This is a genomic window from Saccharopolyspora sp. 6M (assembly GCF_020176775.1).
Classification (GTDB): Bacteria; Actinomycetota; Actinomycetes; order Mycobacteriales; family Pseudonocardiaceae; genus Saccharopolyspora_C; species Saccharopolyspora_C gregorii.
On the sequence record NZ_JAIUJZ010000186.1, the window covers coordinates 1 to 23,450 of the forward strand.

The following is a 23,450-nucleotide window of genomic DNA, read 5'->3' on the forward strand; positions in this document are numbered from 1 at the left end:
GAAGCCGTCGGTGCCGGCGGGGGTGTGGGTGCCGTCGGGGTGGTGGGTGTCCCAGCCGCCGTTCGGGGGCCAGCCGGGACGGCCGTCGGGTCCCAGGTCGGAGGCGAAGACGCGGCCGCCGCCGTCGGTCCAGGCGAGGCCGCGCGGGGCCGTGACGGGCACGCCCAGCTCGTGGGCCAGATCCCGGGCGAGTCCGCTGGTGCCCGCGTCGCAGGACAGCAGGCGCAGCGGCTTCCCGTCCCAGTTCGGGTCGCGGCGCAGGACGTCCGCGAACTCCTGCGCGCTGAACGTGCGATCACCGACGCGGACCCGGCCGTCCGGCAGCGCGTGCACGTCGACCGTGTGGTGGACGCCGTCGTCGGGGACGCGCTGCGCGAGGTCCCGCATGCCCGGGTCGTGGTGGTAGGAGGAGCCGCCGGGCGTGTGCTCGCGGGTCGACTCCGCCTGGTCCAGCTGGTGCTGCCGTTCGGGAGTGCCCGGTTCGGCGTCCCGGTCGGGCGGGGAGTCGGCGTCGTGCGGACGCTGATCGGTGTCCTGCTGCCGGTTCGGGCCGTCGTGCGGCTCGGGGGCCTCGTGCGGGCGGTCCGGGCGCGGTTCGGCGGCGTCGTGCGCCGGCGTCTCGGGTCGAGCCGGGCCGTCCGGGGGTGCGGCGCCTCCGGCGTGCGTGGTGTCGGGGCCGTCCGCCCGCGGCGACTCCGAGCCGCCGGAGTCGGTGTGCGGCCGGTCGTGCCGGTTCGGTCCGCCGGATTCCGGTGCGTCCGCAGTGCGCGGCGGCGCAGCCGCGTCCGGCCTGGTCGCGGGACCCGTCCCCGCGTCGCCGGTGCGGTGGGGCTCGGTGGCGTGGTGCTGGGAATCGGTTCGGTGCGCCGGGCCGTCCGTCCTCGGCGGGGCTCCCGGGGTGTCGGACCGCTGCGGGCCGCCTGCTGCCGGTGCATCGGCGCGCACGGGTGCTTCGCCTGCCGGGCCGTTCGTCCGCGGCGGTCCGTCCGGTCGTGCCGGGCTCGCAGCGCCGTCCGGGCGCGATCGGCCCGGAGGGCCCTCGGGGGAGTGCGGCGTCGAGCGCTGTCCGGGGACGTCCGCGGGCTGGGCGTGCCTGCCGGACCGCGGCGAGGCCGGTGCCTCCGCCGCGCCCCGAGCCGCCGGTGCGCGTTCGCCGCGCGGGCCGCCGGGCCCCGGCGAGTCGCCGCCGATCGGGCGGCCCGCGGCACCTGGCGTGCCGGACGTCCCGGTCCAGCCACCGCCCGCGCCGGGACGGGACCCGCCCGATCCCGCGGCGCCCGCGCTACCGGGAGCGCCTGCTGGGGCACCACCTGCGGGGGCACCGCCCATCGCGCCGCCGCCCACGGCGCTGCTCTGATCACCGCGAGCGGGCGTGCCCGGCGCGGGGGCCGAACCCGTCGGAGCATCCGCCGGACGTGCCGGTGCGTCCACATTGGACGCGGAAGCCGTGCTCGCCGGGCCGTTGTTCCCCGGCTGGTTGCGGTGCGCGGAATCCGCGCCGCCGTGCGAAGCCGCACCCGCACCGGCGCCGCCCGGACTGCCACCGGAACCGGCGGCGACCGACGAGCCCGCACCGTCGCCGCGCGTCCCGGAATCCGCCGCGCCGCCGGAGCCGCTCGAGCTCCCCGCGTCCGAACCGGCGGAGTCCGCCCGCGGGGACGCACCGGAACCGTCCGGGGCGGCGGCACGGGACGCACCGCCGTCCTCCGCACGCGGAGCACCGCCGGAATCCGCCGTCCGCGCCGACCCGCCGTCGGAATCCGCGGATCGCGTCGACCCGTCATCGGAGTGCGCGCCCGCGGAATCGGTGGACCGGGTGGTCGTCCCGTCGGCGTCGGAGGTGCGCGCCGACCCGCCGTCGGCGTCCGTAGCGCGAGCGGAGCCGCCGTCCGAGGCGCCGGTGCGCTGCGCGCCCGCGTCGGAGTCGGTGGACCGCGCGGAACTCCCGTCGGCGTCCCCGGAGCGCGTCGCGCCGCCGTCCGAATCCGCGGCGCGGCCGCCATCGGAGTCCGTTCCGCGTGCGGTGCTGCCGTCGGAGTCCGCGGATCGCGTCGCGCCGCCGTCGGATTCGGCGGTGCGCGTGGAGCCGCCGTCGGATCCGTTCTGGCCGGACCCGCTCTCCGCCGCGGAGCCGGAGTCGCCGCCGGAGCCCGACTGCCCACCGTCCCCGTGCGCCCCCGAGTCCGAACCGTCGGACGCCCCGGAATCCGAGCCTCCCGACGAGCCGCTGCTCGCCGACCCGGCTGAATCTCCCGATCCGGCCCCGGAATCACCGGACAACATGTCCTCAATGGACGAACGAGATCCGCCGGAGCCGCCGTCCGCGGCCGAATCCGAGCCGCCCGATCCGGAGCCGGATTCGCTCCGACTCGAACCGCCCGCGTCCGAACCGCCCCCGTCCGAACCGCCCCCGTCCGAACCGCCCGAGGCCGAACCACCCGAGGCCGAGCTGCTCGACGACGAAGCTCCCGAGCCGTCCCCGGATTCCCCGGCCCCACCCGTGTCCGGCACGTCCGGCGTGTCGAAGTGGTTGGACAGCGCGGCGCCCCCGGCGCCCATCCCGGCGCCCATCGCCCCGCCGGACAGGGCACCGCTGCCGACGTCGCTCCAGTCGATCTCGCCTTCGGTGATGAGCTGTTCGGCGGCGCTGCCGATGGCGCCCTGCGCGGCGCCGGTGGCCGCTCCCTTCACGGCTTCGGCGCCGACGTTCTTCGCGGCGCTCTCCCCGGCGGCTCCGGCGGCATCGCCCGCGGCCCGCCCAGCGGCGCTCGCCGCGCTGCCCGCCGCCTCGCCCGCGGCGCCCCCGGCGGCCCGCCCGGCCGCGCCCGCCGCGGTTCCGGCGGCGTCCCCCGCGGCGTCGCCGACGGCGCCCGCGGCCTTGCGGGCGGCGACATTGCCGACGCCCTCGAAGACGCCGCCGACGGTGCCGCTGATGGCGCCGCTGATGGCGGCGTCCTTGAACTTCCCGCCGTCGAGGCCCTTGCGCTCGCCGGAGGCGATCTGGACGCCCTGCACCGCGGCCTCGATGGCGACGGAGGTGGCGACCTCGATGGCGACGTTCTTGGCGATGCTCAGCACCAGCTGCTTGAAGATCTGCATCACCACGGTGCGGGTGATGCCCTGGGCGATGGGGATGCCCGCGGTGGACGCGCCGAAGCTGAACGCCGCGCTCGCGATCATCGCGGCGATCTGGATGGCCAGCGCGATCAGCGAGGCGATGATGGTGAGCTTGGTGTGCTCCACGTCCAGCGCCGCGTCGTCGCAGCCCTGCGCGAGCTGCTCGCACGCCTCCTGGATCTTGGGCAGCGCGGCCGCACCGCCGTCGCCGATGTCCTTCCACAGCTGTTCGAACGCGTCGTGGGTCTGGCCCTCCATGCCGCTGAGCGACTGGGTGGCGCCGCCGTTCGCGTCGGTGGTGACGCCTTCGACGCCGTCGCCCGCGGCGCGCCAGGCGTCGGCGAGGCGGCGCAGCGCGTCCTCGTCACCTTCCGGCCAGGACTGGCCGACGACGATCGGCAGCAGCCACTTGACCTCGTCGGGCATCTCGAGACTCATCGCGGTACGACTCCCCAGTCGATCTTCGGCCCGCGGGCCGGTTGTCAGCTCTGCGGCACGTTCGCGATGTCGGAGGCGGACTCGGCGTCGCGGCCTTCGGTGTCGTCGGCGGTGGCCTTGAGGTTGTCCATGATGTTGCCGAGCGCTTCGGCGAGCTTCCCGATGCCGTCGGTGACGTCGGTGCTGTTCTTGACGTAGGTCTCGGCGAACTTCTGCCCGGCCTCGTCGTCGCCCCAGCACTCGCCTTCGCCGTCCAGGCTGGACTTGAGCTGCTTGAGGACCTCGTCCAACCGGTCCCCGGCGGCACCGATGCGCCCCCCCCCCGCCCGGATCTCCTCCGGGCGCATCCGCATCCGGTCGCTCACCAGCGCCCCTCCGTCATGAACGACTGCGGCGGTTCGTCGTCGTCATCGGCGGGGCGCTCCCGCTGCGGCTTCGGCGACTGCTTGCCGGTGCGGGCGGCGCGTTCCGCGGCCGGGTCGGGTGGGGCGACGAGCGGGCCGCTGCTGGGCATGAAGTCCGCCAGGTAGGGGGCGCCGGCGAACAGGTCCGGCAGTTCGGGAGTTTCGGCGAGCGAGGCGAAGTCCGACTGCAGCGACTGCTGCGCGCTGCCGGTGGCCTCGCGGACGACGCTGGTGATGGTGCGGGCCAGCTGTTCCGGGGTGGTGCGTTCGAAGGCCTTCGGGGACAGCAGCAGCTGCTCCAGGGTGCCGGTCGCGTCCACCCGCGCGGTGATCACGCCGTCCTCGGAGGTGACCTCGTGGGTCTTGGCCGCCGCCTCGGACTGCTTCTCCTGGATCTCGGCCGTGCGGCGGCGCAGGTCCGCGAGCATGCCGTCGATCTGGCCGCGCAACGCGTCGTTGCTCGCCTGCAGCTGCTGCCGCCGCGCCGCATCGGACTGGTCCGGACTGGACACCGTCGCCTCCCAGGTGTTGTTCGCCGCACAACCGTCGAGATCGCCCCAGCGCAGTGCCGTTGTGCGGGTGGTGGGCCGGGGGTTCTCCGGCCGTTGCCGAGCATGACGTCCGCGATCGGCGATCGGTGCCCCTGGGGGCGGAATTGGCTCCGTTCAGCCCAGCGCGGGCGGCCGAACGGACTAGTGGTGGCTGCGCAGGGCGTGCTCGGTGGTGCCGGCCGGGTACGGGGAGTCGCGCAGCACCTCCGCGGTGGTCAGCTCGCCCCGCTCGTGGGCGGCGCAGAGCGCGGCCAGCCGGGCCAGCTCGTCCCGCTGGGCGCGCACGTCCGCCGCGCCCACGGGTTCCCCGTGGCCGGGGACGACGACCTCGGGGCGCAGCGCGAGCAGCGCGTCGAGCGCGTCCGGCCAGGTCCGCGGATGGGCGTCCTCGAAGTCCGGCGGGGCGCCCTGCTCGACGAGGTCGCCGGCGAAGACCACGGCCGCGTCCGGCACTTCGACCACCAGGTCGTGGTCGGTGTGCGCGGGGCCGAAGTGGTGCAGCCGCACCCGCCGGCCGCCGAGGTCGAGTTCGGTCCGGTCGCCGACCGGCCGGTCCGGCGGGACGACCTCGGTGCGCTCCAAGGCCGCCGCGACCTCCGGGCGTCCCTCGTCCCGGTAATGCGCGCTCCACTCGCGGCGCTGCCGCTCGGCGTGCCCGCGCAGGTAGGTGGCGCAGCGCTCGTGGGCGTGGACCGGGGCGGGCCGGAACGCTGCCGTGCCGAAGCAGTGGTCGAAGTGGCCGTGGGTGAGCACGACCTCGCAGGGCAGCGCCGTCTTCGCCCGCACCGCCGCCGCCAGCTCCGCGCCCTGCCGCTGGTCGCCGCGGGTGTCGACGACCAGCGCGCGTTCGGCACCCAGCACCAGCCCGGTGCCGAGGTCCAGCTCCGCGTACCGCCGGACCCACACCGCCTCCCCGACGGTCACCCACCGCCCGATCACGACGGCACCGCCGTCGCGGGCGGGGCCGAGGTGGCGGGACCGTGCTCGCCCTGGTCGGAGCGGATGGTGCTGATCCGGGTCATGGCGGAACCGTAACCAGGGTGCGGGACGGCGGTGGGGCGTTTGGCACACTGCCTGCGTGCGCGTCTACCTAGGATCCGATCACGCAGGCTTCGACCTCAAGAACCACCTGGTCACGTGGCTGACCGAGCGCGGCCACGAGGTGACCGACGTGGGCCCGGCGGCCTACGACGCCCAGGACGACTACCCGCCGTTCTGCGTCGAGGCGGCTCGCCGCGTCGTCGCCGACGAGGGCAGCCTCGGGCTGGTCATCGGTGGCTCCGGCAACGGCGAGCAGATCGCCGCCAACAAGGTCCCCGGCGCCCGCGCGGCCCTGACCTGGAACGTCGACACCGCGAAGTTGGCCCGCCAGCACAACAACGCGCTGCTCGCCGGCATCGGCGCGCGGATGCACTCCGTCGAGGAGGTCGAGGAGATCGTCGAGGCGTTCCTCGGCACCGAGTTCGAAGGCGGCAGGCACCAGCGCCGCATCGACCTGCTCTCCGACTACGAGCGGACCGGCACCCCGCCGGCGCTGCCCGCGGAGTGAACTGACATGACCGGTGCACGCCCGGCGACCGCGCTGCTGACGCCGCTGGTGGCGTTCGGCGGCGCGGTGCTGGGCGTGCTCGTCCTCTTCTTCGCGCAGCGCGCGTTGAGCCCGTACCTCGCGGGTGGCCCGGGCGCGGTGTGCACCGCGCCGGATTGCGTGCTGGGCGTCGGGTTGTGGCTGCTGCTCGGTGGTTTCCTCGCGGTGTGCCTGGCCTTCGTCGCCGGGACCGCGGTGGCGCTGGCCAAGGGCGCGGCGCCGGGAGCGGTGCGGCGCGGGCTGCTCGTCGCGGCCTGCTGCGTGCTGGCCTACCTGGTCGAATCGATCGTGCTGTGGGTGCTGTTCTGAGCGCGGCGCCGACCCGGAAGGCCCGTGATGCCTGAGGGGCACACGCTGCACCGGCTCGCCGGGCTGCACGATTCCCGCTTCGGCGGTCACCTGGTCCGGGTGTCGAGCCCGCAGGGCCGGTTCGCGGGCGGGGCCGCGCGGGTGGACGGGGCGCGGTTCGAACGCGCCGAGGCGCACGGCAAGCACCTGTTCCACTTCTACGGCCCGGAAGTCGTGCACGTGCACCTCGGGTTGTACGGCGGGTTCACCGAATTCCCGCTGCCACCGCAGGAACCGCGCGGGCAGGTGCGGATGCGGATCGTCGGGCCCGGCCGCGGCACCGACCTGCGCGGCCCGACGGCCTGCGAGCTGATCACCCTCGACGAGGTGGCCGCGCTGCGCGACCGGCTCGGACCGGACCCGCTGCGCGCCGACGCCGAACCGGAGCGCGCGTGGGCGCGGATCTCGCGGTCCCGGAGTTCCATCGCGGCCCTGCTGCTGGACCAGGCGGTGCTGGCCGGTGCGGGCAACGTGTACCGCGCGGAAGTGCTGTTCCGGCACGGCATCCCGCCGTACACGCCGGGTCGCGAGCTGGGCGAGCGGGCGTGGAAGTCGATCTGGACCGACCTGGTCGAGCTGATGGCCGACGGGGTGCGCGTCGGCCGCATCGACACGGTGCGCCCGGAGCACGAGCCGGCCGCGATGGGGCGGGAACCGCGCCAGGACCGGCACGGGGGAGAGGTCTACGTGTACCGCCGGGCGGGGGCGCCGTGCCTGGTCTGCGGGACGCCGATCGCCACCGCGGGCCTGTCCGGCCGCAACCTGTACTGGTGCCCGGTCTGCCAGTCGACGCCGGTGGAATCCGCGCGGTGACCGGCCCGGCCGCCTGAGCGCGACGGCCCCGCACCCGTCAGAAGCCGAAGTCGCCCAGGTCGAAGTCGAAGTCCCCGAAGTCGCCGCCGGGATCGTCGCCGCCGAAGTCTCCCGGGTCCCCGCCGTCGCCGAGCGCGCCCGGGTCCCCGAGGTCCCCGCCGCCGACGTCACCGGCCGCGGCGGCCTCCGGCACGCCGGCCATGCCGCTGAACATGGCGCTCATCAGCAGGAACGAACCGGCGCCCCAGGCCCCGGCGACGAGCGCGGGCTTCCACCACGGCTCGCTGTACCAGCCTTCGGGCACCGGGCGGCCCGCGACGCGCCCGCCGGGGTAGTAGTGCGGGGTGGCGTCGCCGGGCGTGGGGGAGGCCACCTGCTGCCTGCCGTCGACCTCGACCTCGCGGTGTTCGGTGACCTTCCCGGCGCCGTGGCTGAGATCGGGCAGCTCGGGCCCGGGGTCGAGTCCCATCGCGGTGCGCGCGGCGCGCACGTAGTAGAGGCCTTCCATCGCGGTCTGCGTGGTGAGCCTGCACTGCTCGGCGGAGGACGCCTGGTCGAGCTGGGAGACGGCGGCGTTGTGCCGTTCGGCGGCGTCGGCCATGGCCTGCTTCGAGGCGTCGTCGGTGCCGTCGATGTTGAGGACCTGCCCGCCCAGCCGCTCCACCCAGCGCCGCGCCTCGGCGCGGGAGTCGTCGAGTTCCCGCTGCTGGTGGGCGAGGTTCTGCCTGCGGGACCACCACACCGCACCGATGATCACGATCGCGGCGACGACGATCAGGATGAGTGCGCCCATGGTCCCTCCGAGCCGTTCCAGGGCGGACCTGCCGCCGCGTCCACACTTTCGACGGTACCCGTTCGGAGGAAGTGCCGGAGCGATCGCGCAACCCTGCGCGACCGGCCGTTCGCACCCGGCGCCGGACGCACCCCCGGCGTTCGACCCGCGCAGCAGGCCGTTTCTCGTCAGCGGCGAAGCCGATGAGCCGCCGACCACCAGAGCAAGAGGAGCACCCGCCACCGGAGCACCGAGCAGCAGAAGGGGGAGAAGAAGTCAGCCCAGCGGGACCTGCGCAATGGTCTCCCACTCGGAGCAGGAGTGGTCGCGGTTGAGCCGCACCAGCGACACCGCGGAGCTCTTGGCGGTGGTCGGGTCGACGTCGGTGCCGCCGAGGGTGGCGACCGCGAAGATCGCGGGCCCTTCGGTGGTGGAGAACGCGAGGCTGATGTGCCGGTCGACCTCTTCGGGTTCGGCGGGCAGCTGCTCGGTGCCGAGCACGTCCGCGGTCGCGGCCCGCAGCCGTTCCCGCAGGTCCCACAGCGAGGTCTGCGGTTCCGCTGGCAGCGACAGCGACTCGGGCAGCACCACGGCCCGGTGGAAGGCCAGCGCCAGCGGGTTGAACCCGGCGAGGCGTTCGGCGGCGGCGGCGACGAGCTCGTCGGTCCGCTCCGGCGGGACTTCGTCGGTGAACCCGACCTCCTGCACGAGGATGTGCATCCATTCGAGCGGGACGAGGTCGAACCCGGGCAGGTCGCGCAGCGCGTACTGGTACTGGTTCACCAGGTTGCGCAGTCCGGGCTGGTCGGCGAACGGCAACAGCCAGGCGTAGCTGGTGCGGCCGGAGTGCCATCCGGGTCGCCAGCGGGCGTGGTTGCGGACCTGGTCGGCGTGCGGCAATTCGGTCACCCTTCAAATAGTGCACCGGCGGGGGCCGCTGTGGGGCGACCTTGAGCTATCTCACGGTCGAGGTGTCGGCGTGGTCGCCGCCGTGCTTCCCGGGCCGCGCACGGGGTTTCCGCACGTGGTCGAGGGTGGCGGCGGCGTCGGAGTCGCGGACCCGCAGCGACAGCAGCAGCCCGGCGATGCCGAAGCCGATGGAGGCGAGGAACGCGCCCCGGTAGGCGGCCATCTGCACCTGCTGCGCGGCCCCGGCGACGCCCATGTCCGCGGTGGACGCGTAGGCGGTGCTCAGCGCCACGAAGATGGTCGCGCACACGGCGGTGCCGAGCGCGGTCGCGACCTGCCTGCTGGCGTTGAACAGCGAACTGGCGTGCCCCATCGCGGGCCCGCTGATGCGGGCGAACGCGGCGGTCTGCAACGGCGTCATCAGCAGCCCCATGCCGAGGCCGAGCCACATGAGCAGCACCACCAGGAACCACACCGGCGTGCCGGTGTCGAGCAGCTGCAGCGCGAACCCGACGGAGATGAGCACGCCGAACCCCACCAGCAGCAGCCTGCGCGGGCCGACGCGCCCGTAGACGCGGCTGACGACCTGGGTGGCGACGAGCATGCTCAGCGCCTGCGGCATCAGCACCAGCCCGGATTCGAGCGGGGTGTAGCCGCGCAGGTTCTGCAGGAACAGCGGCAGCAGGAACAGCGTCCCGAAGATCGCCCCGGTGGAGCAGATGAGCAGCGCGTTCCCGGTGCCGAACAGCCGGTCGCCGAGCAGCCGCAGGTCCAGCATCGGCTCGGGCGTGCGCAGTTCGCGCACGACGAGCCCGCCGATGAGCAGCACCGCGGCCAGCAGCACGCCCCACACGGAGGGCCGGCCCCAGCCGAGCTGGGCGCCCTGGTCGAGCGCGACGAGCAGCGTGGCCAGCCCGGCCCCGGCGAGCACGAACCCGGGCAGGTCGAAGCGGCCCGGCCGGTCGCGCTGCTCCTCCTTGAGGAACAGCACGGTGAACAGCAGCGCCACGGCCCCGACGGGCACGTTGATGAAGAAGATCCACCGCCAGCTGGCGTACTGCACGAGCACGCCGCCGAGCAGCGGCCCGAGGGTCGGCGCGATGGTGATCGGGATGGACAGCACCGCGGAGGCCTTGGCGCGCTCGTTGGCGGGGAACGCGCGGAACAGCATGGCCTGCCCGACGGGCACGAGCATGCCGCCGCCGACGCCTTGCAGGATCCGCGCGCCGATGAGCATCCACATCTCGGTGGCCAGCCCGCACAGCACGGACGCGAGGGTGAACAGCACGATGGCGAGCTCGAAGGTGCGCTTGCTGCCGAACCGGTCGGCGATCCAGCCGGAGGAGGGCACGAACACGGCGAGGCTGATCATGTAGCCGGTCAGCACCCACTGCAGGGCCCCTTCGCCCACGTGGAACTCCCGCCCGAGCGTCGCGAGCGCGACGTTGAGGACGGTCATGTCCAGGATCTGCATGATCAGGCCGAGGACGAACGTGATCCCGACCAGCCACTTGTACTCAAGACGTCGCACTGATGTCCCCGGCTCCCCTCTTGCGGTGGCGTGGCGCGCACCCTCCCCAGCATGAGGCACCCCACCGACGGGGGACCACGGGTTTTCGGCCTCACCACGTCCCGGCCGTGCGGGGGATCGAGGTTCCGAGCTGTTCTAATACGGTGTGCTATAAAAGCAATACACCGTATTGGAAAAGTGTCGTCGGGCATCGGGGACCGGAGCGGCCCGCGCCGCGCACCGCGAAAACGACCGCCGGACCGGCCCGTCCCGCGGGCCCGAGCACGGACACCGCACCGATGCGCGACCGTCCCGCGCCCGGCGTCGCCGTTCGCGCGCCGCGGGAGCGCCGACCGAGAGGCCCCAGCATGAGTTCACCCCTGCCCCCGCGGCCCGACCGCGCACCGCGGACCCTCGCGGCAGCCGGACCGCCGCACCCGCCGGCCGAGTTCGACGGCACGCCTCGCCCCTTCGGCGCGCACCTGCGGATGAGCTGGTGGAAACCGCTCGTGGTCGTGATCGGGCTCCCGCTCTCGATGTTGCTGTTGCAGATCGCCCTGTTCCGGGGCGTGGCGATGATCGAAGGCGACCAGGCGCCGGACGTCCTGACGCCGCTGCGCCTGCTGGCGGTGAACCTGAGCATGGGGATCACCGGGTTGCTGGCGATCCCCGTCGCCGCCCGGTTCGCCGGGGTGCCCTGGCGCCGTGTGCTCAGCTTCCCGCGGCGCTTCGACCGGGGCCGCCTGCTCCGGTACCTCGGTGGCGCGCTCGTCCTCGTCGCGGGGGCCGACGCCGCTCTCGCGGTCCTGGCGCCGGAGGCGACCACGTGGACCACGTTCGGCATCACCGGTACGACCGTGACGCTGCTCCTGGTGGTGGTGCTGACCATCCCGGTGCAGTCGCTGGCCGAGGAACTCATGTTCCGCGGCGCGATCATGCCCGCGCTCGCGTCCTGGGTCCGCCCGGTCGCGCCCGCGCTGGTGTTCGGCGTGCTGGCGTCCAGCCCCGTGTTCGCCCTGTCCCACTTCGCCTTCGACCCGTGGCAGCTCGCCTACTACACGTTCCTGGGGGTCTGCTTCGCCGCGATGGCGGTGATCAGCCGCGGGCTGGAGGCGTCGATCGCGTTGCACATCGCCAACAACGCGCTCACCTCGATCCTGAACGTCCTGTTCGCCGGGGGCGGAGCCCTGGTCCTCGATCGATCGGCCGTGCCCGGCGGGCCGCACCTGCTGATCCCGGTGCCGTTCTTCCTGGCGGCGCTGGCGTTCGTCTGGTGGCGCGAACGCCGCGGGCCGGTCGCGGGGGCCGCCGCGCGGTGACCGGACGCCTCGCGCGGTGCGGGTGGGGGCCGTGCTCCTCCTGCCCCGGGGGCCGCGCCGTCCGTCACCGACCCGGCGAGACCGGGCGCAGCCGGCCGACCGGTTCGCCGACGGACGTCGACGCGAGGACGTCCGCCGGCGAGCGGTCTCCGGCCACCCGCGGGCTCCGGGGTCAGCGCCCGGTGGGCCGGTGGAGGTAGCGGCCGCCGGGTTCGCCGCGGACCGCGCCCCCGTCGAAGATCCGCCTCCCGCGCAGGAACGTGGTCTCGACGGTCGCGCCGATCTCCATGCCGCGGAACGGCGTGTACTCCTGGGTGGACTCGGAATCGCCGGGGTCGACGACGAACGACCGGTCCGGGTCGACGAGGGCGATGTCGGCGTCGAACCCGGGGGCGATGTCGCCCTTGGTGGGCAGACCGAGGCGCCGGGCCGGATTGGTGGACAGCAGTTCGGCGACCGAGGACATCGGCAGCCCGCGCTTGCGGCCTTCGCCGACGAGGCCGGGCAGCAGGTATTCGGTGCCGCCGAACCCGGACTTCGCGGCGAACACGTCGGCGGGGTCCTCGCCGAACTTCTTCTCCTCCTTGCAGCAGGCGTGGTCGGACACGACCCAGCTGACGTCGCCCGCCAGCAGGTGCTCCCAGAGCGCTTCGACGTCGGCGCGGGGCCGCAGCGGCGGGTTGACCTTGCCGCCGACGCCGTCGGCGGTGCTGACGTCGGCGAGCAGGTGGCCGATGGTGACCTCGCGGCGGAAGTCGACGTGCGGGAAGGCCTTCGCCATCACCATCGCCGCCTCCATCGCCTTCGCCGACGACAGGTGCAGCAGGTTGATGGTGGGCAGGCCCGTCTCGTGCGCGAGGTAGGAGGCGATGGTGACGGCCAGGCCCTCGGAGTGCGGCGGCCGGGACGCGCTGTAGGCCTCCAGCCCGGAGAGCTCGCCTTCCTCCTCCACGAGCCGGGTGTAGGCGGTCATGATCTCCGCGGTCTCGCAGTGCAGGGACAGCGAGATCTGGTCGGCGATGTCCGGGTTCGCCTCGCGGGCGGCCTGGATGCCGCGCATGACGAACTCGAAGTGCGCGATGTCGTAGCGCTCGCCCTCGGGGATCATCAGGAAGTCGCTCTGGTCGGTGGAGCGCCCGTGCAGCCCGTGGCTGCCGTAGAACATGAAGATCTTGAACGAGGTGACGCCGTGCTCCCGGACCAGCGCCGGGATCTCGTCGATGTGCGCGGACTGCATCGGGGCGAGGTGGAAGGCGTAGTCCACGTACGAGCGACCCTCGGCGGCGGCGAGAACCTCGGGGAACACCTCGGAGTACGGGCCACCGCGGTTCAGGTAGTACTGCCCGGTCCGCATGTAGGTGAGCGAGGTGGTCACCCCGCCCTGCGCGCAGGCGCGGCTCTCGGTGGCGGTGTCCGCGGACAGCGGGTTGTAGATGCCCCAGTGCTGGTGGGCGTCGACGACGCCGGGGAAGGCGAGCAGCCCGCGGCCCTCGTGGACCTCGGTGCCCGCCGGCACCGCCAGGTCCGGGCCGACCTCGGCGACGACGCCGTCGGCGATCGCGATGTCGGCGCGGAACGGTTCGCCGCCGCCGGGGCGGACGACTCGGACGTCGCGGACGATCAGGTCGGGTCGGGTCATCGGGCACCTTCCGAGGGGTTGCGGGTGGACCGGGCGAGGTGCCCGGCGGCGAGGTAGGCGAGTCCCAGCGCGGGCAGCAGTCCGTTGCCCGCCAGGTATCCGGCCGCGCCGCGACCGGAGATCCCGGCGGCGGCGCCACCGGAGGCGTACAGCCCGGGGACGGGTTCCCCGGCGGTGTCCAGGACGCGGGCGTGCTCGTCGACGAGCAGCCCGCCCTGGGTGTGGAACAGCGCGGGGACGATCTCGACGGCGTGGTACGGCGGGTGCAGCGCGGTGGTCGCGGCGCGGCCGAACCGGTCGGCGCGGGTCCCGGCGGCCACGTCCGCGAGGTCGGTGAGCTCCCGTTCCAGCGCCGCGGCGGGTACCCCGATCAGCTCGGCGAGCCCCGCCGGATCGTCGGCGCGCCGCACGGCGCCCGCGGCGAGCACGTCCCGGTAGTCGCCGAAGGCGCGGCACAGCCCGTCGATCCGCTCGTCGAAGACCAGCCAGCCGCGGCCGCCGGGCCGCCCGGCGAGCACCGCGGCGTACTCGGAGTAGCCGGTCGTCTCGTCGCCGAACCGGGTGCCGCCGGAGTCGACGACGGCGCCGCCGTGCATCACGGCGGTCCAGGTCACCAGGGTCCGGGCGGCCGCGGACAGCGCGGCGTGGCCCTGGTAGGCGTCGAGGAAACCGGTGGCGGCGCCGAGTTCCCCGCCGATCCGCAGCGCATCGCCGCGGGAGTGCTCGCCGCCGTGGTAGTGCGCGTCCGCGATCTCCGGCAGGTGGGCCGCGACGAGCTCGCGGTCGGCGCCGTAGCCGTTGGTGGCCAGCAGCACCGCGCGGGCGGTGATCTCCTCGCGCTGCCCGGCCGGGTTCTCCAGCACGGCGGTCCGGCCCTCCGCCGCCGGTGCGACGCCGACGAGCCGGGCCGGGGCCAGCAGATCGATCCGCTCGCTGCGATCCACCGCGTCGAGCAGGTGCCCGAGCAGCGCCGAGCCGTGCCGCCCGGGAAGGCTGTGCACTCGCGGGACCGCGTGGCCCGGGTAGTCGAAGTCGGTGGGCAGCTCGATCGGCAGGCCCACTTCGTCGGCCAGCCATTCCACGAGTTCGGCGCCCACCTGCGCCAGCGCCGCCGCGATGCGCCGGTCGGCGGTGCCGCCGGTCTTGCGGTCGACGTCGGCGAGGAACAGCTCGGGGGAGTCGGTGATCCCGGCGGCGGCCTGGAAGCGCGATCCGGGCCCCGGGATCATCGCGGTCGACATCGAGGTGTTGTTGCCGCGGCGGAAGTCCGCGTCGGAGTCGACCACCAGCACGTCGAGCCCCAGCTGCGCCCCGCGGATCGCGGCGACCAGACCACCGCCCGCTCCGGCGACCACGAGATCGACATCGATCGTCATCGCTTTCTCCTCACTACCAGCGCCTTCCGGTTGTTTCGCTGAGCGGAACAGAGCCGAAAGCGGCTGGTGTTTCGATAAGAGCACCCTGCCTGGTTCTATGCAAGAACCTGCACGGATTTCTTGACATTGCGAGGTTCGAGCACGCACTGTCGTTCCGGTAAGCGGTACGACGATCGGGGCAATCGGAGGGGACGACGTGGCGGAGATGACCGGGGGCACCGGAGCCACCGAGCGGGTGGCGGACGTGCTGCTGCTGTTCACCGACGGCCCGCCGACGCTCGGCGTCAGCCGGGTGTCCCGCGAGCTCGGCCTCTCGAAGGCCGTGGTGCACCGCATCCTGCAGTCGCTCACCGCCCGGGACCTGATCGCCTACGACCCCGCGAGCCGCGAGTACCGGCTCGGACCGGCCGCGGCGGCGCTGGGCAGCCGCGCGCTGCGCGAATCCGACCTGCGGGCCACGGCGCTGCCGTTCCTCGCCGAACTGCGCGACCGGCTGCACGAGACCGTCACGATCAGCGCGAAGGTGCACGGCGGGCGCGTCTACCTCGACCAGGTCGTCGGCACCCACGAGATCACCATGTCGGTGGAGCTCGGCCGCCGGTTCCCGCTGCACGCCGGATCGTCCGGCAAGTGCATGCTCGCCCACTCCGCGCCGGATGAGGTGGACCGGCTGCTCGCCGGGGAACTCGCCGCGCTGACCCCCGCCACGCCCACCGATCCGGCCGCGCTGCGCGTCGAGCTGGAGCGGATCCGGCAGCTCGGCTACGCCGCCTCCGAAGGTGAGCGGCAGAGCGACGCCGGTTCCGTCGCGGTCCCCGTGTTCGGCCCCGGCGGGCTCGTCGGCGCGGTCTCGGTGTGCGGGCCCCGCTTCCGGGTCACCGACGAGTTCGTGGCCGCCACCGCACCCGAGCTGATCGAGACCGCGGACCGGGTCACCGCCCGGCTCGGCGGCGTCGCCCCGCAGCGCCCCGTCACCAGTGGAGGAACGCGATGACCCACGACCACCCCGCGGGAGCCGGACTCCCGGCGCTGGACGGCCTGAAGGTCCTCGACGCCTCCACCCTGTTCGCCGGGCCGCTGGCCGCGACGCTGCTGGGCGACCACGGCGCCGACGTCATCAAGATCGAGCACCCGCGCGGCGACCCGGCACGAACGCACGGCGCGCAGAAGGACGGCGTCGGGCTCTGGTGGAAGATGCTGGCCCGCAACAAGCGGGCGATCACCCTGGTGCTGTCCACCCCGCGCGGCCGGGAGCTGTTCCTCGACCTCGCGGCCGACGCCGACGTGGTGATCGAGAACTTCCGGCCCGGCACGCTGGAGCGCTGGGGCCTCGGCTGGGAGGAGCTGTCCGCCCGCAACCCGCGGCTCGTGCTGGCGCGGGTGACCGGGTTCGGGCAGACCGGCCCGTACTCGTCGCGGCCCGGCTTCGGCACCCTCGCCGAGGCGATGAGCGGATTCGCCGCCATGACCGGGGAACCGGACGGCCCGCCGACGCTGCCGCCGTTCGGGCTCGCCGACGGCGTCGCCGCGCTCACCACCGCGTTCGGCATCCTCACCGCGCTGCGGGCGCGGGAGAGCACCGGGCGCGGCCAGGTGCTGGACACCGCGATCATCGAGCCGCTGCTGCACCTGCTCGGGCCGGGCCTGATCGCCTACGACCAGCTCGGGGTGCTGCAGCCGCGCACCGGGAACCGCTCGTCGAACAACGCGCCGCGCAACACCTACCGCTGCTCCGACGGCCGCTGGGTCGCGGTCTCCACCAGCGCCCAGTCGATCGCCGAGCGGGTGGTGCGGCTGGTCGGCGCCCCGGAGCTGATCGACGAGCCGTGGTTCGCCAGCGGAGCGGGCCGCGCCGAGCACGTGGAGGAGCTGGACGCGGCCGTCGGGTCCTGGATCGCCGCCCGCGACCGCGACGAGGTCGTCGCCGTCTTCGAGGAGGCGCAGGCCGCGGTCGCCCCGATCTACACCGCGGCGGACGTGCTCGCCGACCCGCACTTCAACGCGCTCGGCAGCATCGTGACGATCGACGACGAGGAGCTGGGCCCGGTCCGCTTCCAGAACACCCCGTTCCGGCTCTCGGACACGCCCGGTTCGGTCCGCACCACCGGCCCGCGGCTCGGCGCGCACACCGCAGAGGTGCTGGGTTCCCTCGGCGTCGACGCCGGTGAGCTGGACCGGCTGCGCGAGCAGGGGGTCGTGTGAGCGCCCTCGGCCGGGCGCGGAGCTGGCTGTACGTGCCCGCGCACCGGGAGGACCTGGTCGACAAGGCCCTCGGCGGGGCGGCCGATGCCGTGGTCCTGGACCTGGAGGACGCGGTCCCGCCCGCGGCGAAGGACCGGGCCCGCACCTGCGCGGCGGCCCGCGCGGGCGAGCGGACCTGGGTGCGGATCAACGGTTCCGGGACCCCGTGGGCCGAGGCCGACGCCGCAGCGCTGGCCGGGTCCGGCGCCGCCGGGCTGCGGGTGCCGAAGGCCGAGGACCCGGCTGCGATCGCCGCGCTGGCCGAGCTGACCGGGCTGCCGTTGCACCTGCTGGTGGAGAGCGCCCGCGGCCTGGAGCGGGCCTTCGAACTCGCCACCTGCCACCCGCTGGTCGCCGGGATCTCCCCCGGGGAGACGGACCTGGCCGCCGACCTGCGGATCCGGGACCGCGCCGAACTCGGCTGGGCGCGGGCCCGCATCGTCACCGCGAACCGGGCGGCCGGGCTGCCCAGCCCGGTCGCCAGCGTGTGGACCGACCTGGCCGACACCGCCGGACTCGCCGCGGACAGCGCCGCCCTGCGCGACGCCGGGTTCTTCGGCCGCTCCGTGATCCACCCCGGCCAGATCGCCCCCGTCCACCAGGCCTTCACCCCCGGCGAGGCCGAGGTGGCGCGGGCGCGGTCCCTGCTCGCCTCGGTCGGCGCCGCGGGTGCGGCCGCCTGGGTGGACGCCGCCGGCCGCTTCGTCGATCCGGCCGTCGTCGCCGGTGCCCGCTGGGTCACCGAACTGGCCGATGAGCTGCTGCAGCACCACGAACCGGGCCGTGCCGCGGCCGGGAAGGAGAACCCGTGACCGACGCCCTGCTCGGCGCCGTGCGCGCCGGGACCCGCATCATCGAGCTCGGCCACCCGCTGTACACGGGGATGGCGGGCTCGCCGAACCACCCCGGTTTCCGGATGACCCTGGAGCGCCGCCACGGCGACGCGGTCCGCCCCGACGGCGGCTCGGCGTCCAACGAGGTGATCGTCACCGGCGGGCACACCGGCACCCACGTCGACGCGCTCGCCCACGTCAGCCACGACGGCAAGCTGCACGGCGGCGCCGACGCCGCCGAAGCGCAGCGCGGCGGGAAGCACACCGTGCACGGCGCCGAGACGATCCCGCCGATGGTGACCCGCGGGGTGTTCCTCGACGTGGCCGCCGTGCACGGCGTGGACGTGCTGGAACCCGGCTACGGCATCACCGCCGACGACCTGGCGCGGGCCGCGGAGCGCGCCGGCGCCGAACCCGGCCCGGGCGACGTCGCCGTGGTGCGCAGCGGGTGGGGCCGCCTGTTCGGCGACCCGGTCGCCTACGTCGGCAAGGAGACCGGGGTGCCCGGGATGACCGTGGACGGCGCCGCATGGCTCGTCGAACGCGGCATCGTCGCCACCGGCGGCGACACCACCGCCTACGAGCAGATCCCGGCGGGCGCGGGACACCGCGTGCTGCCGGTGCACCGGGTGCTGCTGGTGGAGCACGGCATCCACATCGTGGAGCACCTGGCGTTGGAGGACGCGGCCGAAGCCGGGCTGGGCGAGTTCCTCGCCGTGTTCGCCCCGCTGCGCATCGTCGGCGGCACCGGCGCCCCGGTGCGGCCGCTGGCGGTGGTGCAGCCGTGACCACTCCCGCGCAGCGGCTCGGCGAGGTCGGCGGCCGGCTGGCCGCCGACGGCATCGACGACGCGCTGGCCGACGACGTGGCCGGCCGGATCGTCGACGTGCTCGGCAACTCCCTCGCCGCGGTCCGCGAGGAACCGGCGCGGATCGCCGGGGCGGTCGTCGCCGAGTGGGGCGGGCAGCCCGCGGCGACCGCGATCGGCCTGCCCGGCCGGGTTCCCGCGCCGTCGGCGGCGCTGGTCAACGGGACCTTGGCGCACAGCCTGGACTTCGACGACACCCACCTGCCGTCGGTGCTGCACCCGTCGGCCTCGGTGGTGCCCGCGGCGCTGGCCACCGCGGAGCGCACCGGCGCGGGCGGCCGCGCCCTGCTGGCCGCGGCGGCGATGGGCATCGAGGTCACCTGCCGCCTCGGCATGGCCGGCTACGACGAGGAGCTCGGCAACTCGGTGTTCTTCGAGCACGGGCAGCACGCCACCGCGATCTGCGGCGCGATCGGCGCCGCCGTCGCCGCCGGGATGCTGCAGGGGCTCGACGCGGAGGCGCTGGCGTCCGCGGTCGGCATCGCCGCCAGCATGGGCGCCGGCGTCATCGAGGCGAACCGCACCGGCGGCACCATCAAGCGGGTGCACTGCGGCTGGGCCGCGCATTCGGGGGTCGCCGCCGCCGACCTGGCGCGGCACGGGCTCACCGGCCCGCCCACGGTGATCGAAGGACGGTTCGGGTTCCTGCGCGCGTTCTGCGGCGAGCGGGTGCACCCGGAACGCGTCACCGACGGGCTCGGCGAGCACTGGGAGACGCCGGGCGTGTTCTTCAAGCCCTACCCGTGCAACCACTTCACGCACGCCGGCATCGACGCCGCGCTGCGGCTGCGGGAACGGGGCGTGGCGGCCGAGCAGGTCCGCGAGCTGGTGCTCGGGGTGCCCGCCCCGGTGCTGCGCACCATCGCCGAACCCGCCGCGGAGAAGCGCCACCCGCGCTCCGGGTACCACGCCGCGTTCTCCGGCCCCTACACCGTGGCGGCGGCGCTGCTGGGCGGCGGCGGGCTCGGCGTGTTCCACGAGGACTTCACCGACGCCGCCGCGGCCGACCCGCGTCGCCTGGAACTGGCCGGCCGGGTGCGGGTCGTCGCCGACGAGCAGGCCACCGCCGGATTCCCCCGGCAGTTCCCCGCCGTCCTCACCGCCGAGCTCGCCGACGGCAGCACGGTGACCGAGCGGATCACCGAGAACCGCGGCGGCCCCGGTCGCCCGCTGTCCGCCGACGAGCTGGCGGCGAAGTTCACCGGCAACGCGAGCCGGGCCGTGGGGCCGGACCGGGCGGCGGACGTCGTCGCCGCGGTGTGGGACCTGCGCGCGAACCGCGCGGTCGCCGAGGTGATGGGCGGCGTCCACGCCGCGCTCGCCGCGTCCGACCTGGACGGCTGATCCGCGCACCGAGCACTGGCAGACAACGACGTCTCGTCCGCTCCGTTCGAACGGAACGAACGATTCCCTCCCGGAATCGAGGAACACGCCATGAGCACACGGTTTCGCTTCGTGACGCTGGGGCTGGTGATCGGCCTCATCGTCATCAACTACATCGATCGCAGCGCGGTCTCCTACGCGGTGGAACCGCTGGAGCAGGCGTTCGGGATCACCACCGCGCAGTACGGGATCATCAGCTCCGTCTTCTCCATCGGCTACATGGTCGCGGCGTTCCTGTCCGGGCCGCTGGTGGACCGGTTCGGGACGCGGCGGGTGCTGCTGTCGGCGATCGCGCTGTTCTCGGTGACCACCGCGCTCATCCCGATCGCCGGTTCGTTCGCCGGGCTGCTGGTCATCCGGTTGCTGCTGGGCATCGGGGAGGCACCTGCGTTCCCGGCGGCGACCCGCACGGTGAGCCGGTGGCTGCCGGTCCGCGAACGCGGGGTGGCGCTGGCGCTGTGCGGCGGGGTCGCGGTTTCCGGGAGCCTGCTGATCTCCGGTCCGCTGCTGACGGGGCTGACCGACCTGGTGGGCTGGCGCGGCATGTTCTGGACGCTGGCCCTGTTCGGCGTGGTGTGGGCGGTGCTGGCCGTGCTGCTGCTGCGCGACCTGCCCTCGGAGTCGGCGCGGGTGAACGACGCGGAGCGGGAGCTGATCGCGGCCGGGCAGGAGTCCGATTCGGCGCCGGGCCGGTCCCGGGTGCGGTGGCGGCCGCTGCTGACGAACCGGAACCTGTGGGTGGTCGCGGGCGGGTACTTCGCGTGGGGCTTCATGTTCTGGGGCTTCATGTACTGGCTGCCGTCGTTCCTCTCGAACGCCTACGGCCTGAGCGTGGAGCAGGCGGGCGCGTTCTCCATCGCGCCGTGGGCGTGCGGCATCGTCGGCGCGCTGGTCGGCGGCTACGTGGTGGACCGGGTGTACCGGCGCAGCCCGCGGATCCGCACCCGGTTCGCGGTGATGGGCGCGGCGCTGCTGCTGGCCGGGTGCTCGTTGATCCCGCTGGCGATCGCGCCGACGCTGACGGTGGCGCTGCTCTCGATCTCGCTGGGCGTCGGCTTCGGGTTCGTCACCGGCGGCATCTGGTGGGTGGCCTCGATCGACGCGGCACCGGACCAGCCGGGCAGCGCCGCCGGGTTCGCCGATGCGGCGTTCGCGTCCTCGGGGATCGTGGCCCCGTCGGTGATGGGCTTCATCGTCGCCGGCACCGGGAGCTTCACCAGCGGATTCGTCGTGATGGCCGGCTTGGCGGTGGCGGGTGCGCTGCTGATGCTGCTGGTGCCCCGCGAGCCGGTCGCCGCGGCGGCACCGGCGGGCCGCGTCGTGCGCGAGCGGGCATGAGCGGGGCGGCGGAGCTCCGGCAGGCCGTCGGCGGGCTCGGCCGGTGGGTCTCGGAGCTGAGCTGGGCTGAGGTGCCCGCCGAGGTGCGGGAACGCCTGCTGGTGGTGCTCACCGATTCGATCGCGGTCACCGCGCTCGGCTCGCGGGACCCGGCGCAGCGGGCGCTGGTCGCCGCGTGGGACGCCCCGGACGGGCCGTCCCCGCTGTTCGGGACGGGCCGTGCGGTCGCGGTGGACGCGGCGGCCTGGTTGAACGCGGTCGCCGCGGTGCGCTTGGAGCTCGACGACGGGCACCGGCTCGCCGCGGGGCATCCGGCGGCGCACGGCTTCCCCGCGGTGCTGGCGCTGGCCGCGCGGCGGGGGGTGCGCGGCGCGGAGCTGTGCTGCGCCCTGCTGGCGGCGTACGAGGTCGCGGCCCGGTTCGGCCGGGCGACGCGGTTGCGGCCGGGCACCCATCCGCACGGCAACTGGGGCGTCCCGGGTGCGGCGGCGGGCTGCGCGCGGCTGCTCGGCCTGGGGCCCGCGGAGACGGCGGCGGCGATCGACGCGGGCGGTGGCCTGCCGGTCGCGGGCCCGTTCTCGGCGGCGCTGGACGGCAACCCGGTGCGGGACGCCTGGGTGGGTGCGGCGAACCAGTCCGGGCTGGCGGCGGCGCGGCTGGCCGCGTCCGGGGCCGGGCAGGTCACCGGGGTAGCGGCGGACGCGCTGGGCGGTCTGCTGGGCGAGCTGGACCCGGCGGTGCTGACCGGCGGGGGCTGGGAGGTCCTCGGCGGCTACTTCAAGCAGCACTCCTCGTGCTCGTTCACCCACGCCGCGATCGACGCGGCGCTGTCGGTGCGGGAGCAGGTGGGTCCGGACCCGGCGGAGGTCCTGGTCGAGATCCACTCGCTCGGCGCCGGGTTGGACCGGACGAGCTGGCCGACGCCGCTGGCGGCGCGGTTCTCGCTGCCGTTCGTGGTGGCGACGGCGCTGCGGCGGGGGCGGGTGGGCCCGGCCGAGTTCTCCGCGGCGGCGCTGGCCGACCCGGGCACCGCCGAGCTGGCCCGCCGGGTCGTGGTGCGCGAGGTGCCGGACCTGGACGCCCGGCTGCCCGCGGAGCGGCCGGTGCGGCTCACCGCGGCCGGGGTCGTGGCGGAGCGCCCGAACCCGGTCGGCGACGCCGCCTTCCACCCGTTCTCCGCCGCGGACCGGGTCCGCGTCCTCGGCGAGCTGCTGGGCGCGCCGGAGGTGGTGGCCGGTGTCCGGGAGCGGTGCGCCGCGCTGCCGGACGCGGTGGACGCCGCGGCGGAGCTGCGCGCGCTCGGCGCTTCGTGCCAGGTCCGATGAGGAGGAACACCATGCTCGTGCACGCCGTCACGCCGATCGTCGTCGGGCCGCGGGAGGTCGCCCGCAGGCAGGCCCGCTACGACGCGCTCTCGCCCGCGGGGGTGCGCGTGGTGCTGTCGGACCTGCCCTCGGGCGGCCCGCGCGCCCTGGAGTCCGCGGCGGACGTGCGCCGGTCGACGGAGCTGGTCGCGGAGTCGCTGGCCGCCGCGCCGGAGTGCGACGCGGTGCTGCCGGACTGCGTGCTGGATCCGGCGGTGCCCGCGGACGGGGGCCTGCTCGGGGGCCGTCCCGCGCTGGGCCTGCTCCGGTTGGCGGTGGGGGCCGCGGTCGCGGCGGGGCATCGGATCGGTGCGGTGACCCGCAACGCGGCGATCGCCGCCGAGCTGCGCCACCGCATCGACGACTACGGCTGGTCGAATTCCTTCGCCGAAGTGGCGGTCCTGGACCTGGCGGTCGAGGACATCACCGACCCGGCCCGCTGGTCGGCGGCGATGCGCGACCCCCTGGCCGCGTTCGCGGCCGCGGGCGTCACCGCCGTCATCAACGGCTGCTCCGCAGTGGACACCGAGCAGCACCCCGACGCGCCCGTGGTCCTGGACCCGATCCGAACGGCCCTGGCGGTCCTGGGAGCGCTCACCCCGCCCCCCTGACACCCCCGCGAAGTCCGAACAGGAGAAC

The 23,450-nt window shown here is 74.8% G+C and carries 20 protein-coding genes and 1 pseudogene; 12 read left to right on the forward strand and 9 right to left on the reverse strand.

The window, feature by feature from the left end; genetic code table 11:
• From LCD31_RS22230 to LCD31_RS22245, 4 genes and pseudogenes are all read right to left on the reverse strand, one after another.
• Positions 1-3,555, reverse strand: a pseudogene (locus LCD31_RS22230) (hypothetical protein); the annotation flags it as partial.
• A gap of 44 nt (positions 3,556-3,599) precedes the next feature.
• Positions 3,600-3,920 (reverse strand): WXG100 family type VII secretion target, encoded by a 321-nt coding sequence (locus LCD31_RS22235; RefSeq protein WP_224960883.1) that lies wholly within the window; start codon positions 3,918-3,920, stop codon positions 3,600-3,602.
• Positions 3,917-4,471 (reverse strand): YbaB/EbfC family nucleoid-associated protein, encoded by a 555-nt coding sequence (locus tag LCD31_RS22240; RefSeq protein WP_224960884.1) that lies wholly within the window; start codon positions 4,469-4,471, stop codon positions 3,917-3,919. Before LCD31_RS22240 ends, LCD31_RS22235 begins: the two co-directional genes overlap by 4 nt.
• Before the next feature lie 180 nt (positions 4,472-4,651).
• Positions 4,652-5,449, reverse strand: a complete 798-nt coding sequence (locus tag LCD31_RS22245; RefSeq protein WP_308012518.1) for an MBL fold metallo-hydrolase — start codon at positions 5,447-5,449, stop codon at positions 4,652-4,654.
• A 139-nt stretch (positions 5,450-5,588) separates the two neighbouring features.
• On the opposite strand from LCD31_RS22245, the gene LCD31_RS22250 reads away from it, so the two are divergent.
• The 3 genes from LCD31_RS22250 to LCD31_RS22260 are packed head-to-tail and all read left to right on the forward strand — an operon-like array spanning position 5,589 to position 7,259.
• The gene (locus tag LCD31_RS22250) at positions 5,589-6,059 is read left to right on the forward strand and encodes a ribose-5-phosphate isomerase (RefSeq protein WP_224960886.1); all 471 of its coding nucleotides are present in this window, start codon (positions 5,589-5,591) and stop codon (positions 6,057-6,059) included.
• Positions 6,060-6,065: 6 nt separating this feature from the next.
• Positions 6,066-6,407 carry a hypothetical protein gene (locus tag LCD31_RS22255; RefSeq protein ID WP_224960887.1) on the forward strand — a complete coding sequence of 114 codons (342 nt, stop codon included), beginning with the start codon at positions 6,066-6,068 and terminating at the stop codon, positions 6,405-6,407.
• 27 nt (positions 6,408-6,434) lie between these two features.
• The gene (locus tag LCD31_RS22260; protein WP_224960889.1) at positions 6,435-7,259 is read left to right on the forward strand and encodes an Fpg/Nei family DNA glycosylase; all 825 of its coding nucleotides are present in this window, start codon (positions 6,435-6,437) and stop codon (positions 7,257-7,259) included.
• Between the two features lie 37 nt (positions 7,260-7,296).
• Here LCD31_RS22260 and LCD31_RS22265 read toward each other — a convergent pair whose 3' ends face one another.
• From LCD31_RS22265 to LCD31_RS22275, 3 genes are all read right to left on the reverse strand, one after another.
• Entirely contained in the window at positions 7,297-8,052 is a 756-nt protein-coding gene (locus LCD31_RS22265; protein ID WP_224960891.1) for a hypothetical protein, read from the reverse strand.
• A gap of 255 nt (positions 8,053-8,307) precedes the next feature.
• Positions 8,308-8,940: a 2'-5' RNA ligase family protein gene (locus LCD31_RS22270; RefSeq protein WP_224960893.1), complete on the reverse strand. Its 633-nt coding sequence runs from the start codon at positions 8,938-8,940 to the stop codon at positions 8,308-8,310.
• Between the two features lie 46 nt (positions 8,941-8,986).
• Positions 8,987-10,471: an MDR family MFS transporter gene (locus LCD31_RS22275; RefSeq protein ID WP_224960895.1), complete on the reverse strand. Its 1,485-nt coding sequence runs from the start codon at positions 10,469-10,471 to the stop codon at positions 8,987-8,989.
• A 347-nt stretch (positions 10,472-10,818) separates the two neighbouring features.
• Between LCD31_RS22275 and LCD31_RS22280 the strand changes: the two genes are divergently transcribed.
• Positions 10,819-11,769: a CPBP family intramembrane glutamic endopeptidase gene (locus tag LCD31_RS22280; protein WP_224960897.1), complete on the forward strand. Its 951-nt coding sequence runs from the start codon at positions 10,819-10,821 to the stop codon at positions 11,767-11,769.
• Between the two features lie 172 nt (positions 11,770-11,941).
• Here the strand turns inward: LCD31_RS22280 and LCD31_RS22285 are convergent, their stop codons facing one another.
• Positions 11,942-13,408, reverse strand: a complete 1,467-nt coding sequence (locus LCD31_RS22285; RefSeq protein WP_224960899.1) for a dihydroorotase family protein — start codon at positions 13,406-13,408, stop codon at positions 11,942-11,944.
• Positions 13,405-14,784 (reverse strand): FAD-binding protein, encoded by a 1,380-nt coding sequence (locus LCD31_RS22290; RefSeq protein ID WP_255614691.1) that lies wholly within the window; start codon positions 14,782-14,784, stop codon positions 13,405-13,407. Before LCD31_RS22290 ends, LCD31_RS22285 begins: the two co-directional genes overlap by 4 nt.
• Before the next feature lie 205 nt (positions 14,785-14,989).
• Here LCD31_RS22290 and LCD31_RS22295 point away from each other — a divergent pair, with 205 nt between their 5' ends.
• The 8 genes from LCD31_RS22295 (at position 14,990) to LCD31_RS22330 (ending at position 23,422) form a co-directional block, all read left to right on the forward strand.
• Complete coding sequence (locus LCD31_RS22295; RefSeq protein ID WP_224960916.1) at positions 14,990-15,778, forward strand: IclR family transcriptional regulator; 789 nt, start codon at positions 14,990-14,992, stop codon at positions 15,776-15,778.
• Positions 15,775-16,986 carry a CaiB/BaiF CoA-transferase family protein gene (locus LCD31_RS22300; RefSeq protein ID WP_224960900.1) on the forward strand — a complete coding sequence of 404 codons (1,212 nt, stop codon included), beginning with the start codon at positions 15,775-15,777 and terminating at the stop codon, positions 16,984-16,986. Before LCD31_RS22295 ends, LCD31_RS22300 begins: the two co-directional genes overlap by 4 nt.
• Positions 16,983-17,837: a CoA ester lyase gene (locus LCD31_RS22305; RefSeq protein WP_224960902.1), complete on the forward strand. Its 855-nt coding sequence runs from the start codon at positions 16,983-16,985 to the stop codon at positions 17,835-17,837. Before LCD31_RS22300 ends, LCD31_RS22305 begins: the two co-directional genes overlap by 4 nt.
• The gene (locus tag LCD31_RS22310; protein ID WP_224960905.1) at positions 17,834-18,646 is read left to right on the forward strand and encodes a cyclase family protein; all 813 of its coding nucleotides are present in this window, start codon (positions 17,834-17,836) and stop codon (positions 18,644-18,646) included. Before LCD31_RS22305 ends, LCD31_RS22310 begins: the two co-directional genes overlap by 4 nt.
• Positions 18,643-20,070, forward strand: a complete 1,428-nt coding sequence (locus LCD31_RS22315; RefSeq protein WP_224960907.1) for an MmgE/PrpD family protein — start codon at positions 18,643-18,645, stop codon at positions 20,068-20,070. The genes LCD31_RS22310 and LCD31_RS22315 overlap by 4 nt, the downstream gene beginning before the upstream one ends.
• Before the next feature lie 90 nt (positions 20,071-20,160).
• Entirely contained in the window at positions 20,161-21,447 is a 1,287-nt protein-coding gene (locus LCD31_RS22320; RefSeq protein ID WP_224960909.1) for an MFS transporter, read from the forward strand.
• On the forward strand, positions 21,444-22,772 hold the full coding sequence (locus LCD31_RS22325) for an MmgE/PrpD family protein (RefSeq protein WP_224960911.1): 1,329 nt from the start codon (positions 21,444-21,446) through the stop codon (positions 22,770-22,772). Before LCD31_RS22320 ends, LCD31_RS22325 begins: the two co-directional genes overlap by 4 nt.
• Positions 22,773-22,783: 11 nt before the next feature.
• Positions 22,784-23,422 (forward strand): aspartate/glutamate racemase family protein, encoded by a 639-nt coding sequence (locus LCD31_RS22330; protein ID WP_224960913.1) that lies wholly within the window; start codon positions 22,784-22,786, stop codon positions 23,420-23,422.
• The last annotated feature ends 28 nt before the right edge of the window (positions 23,423-23,450 follow it).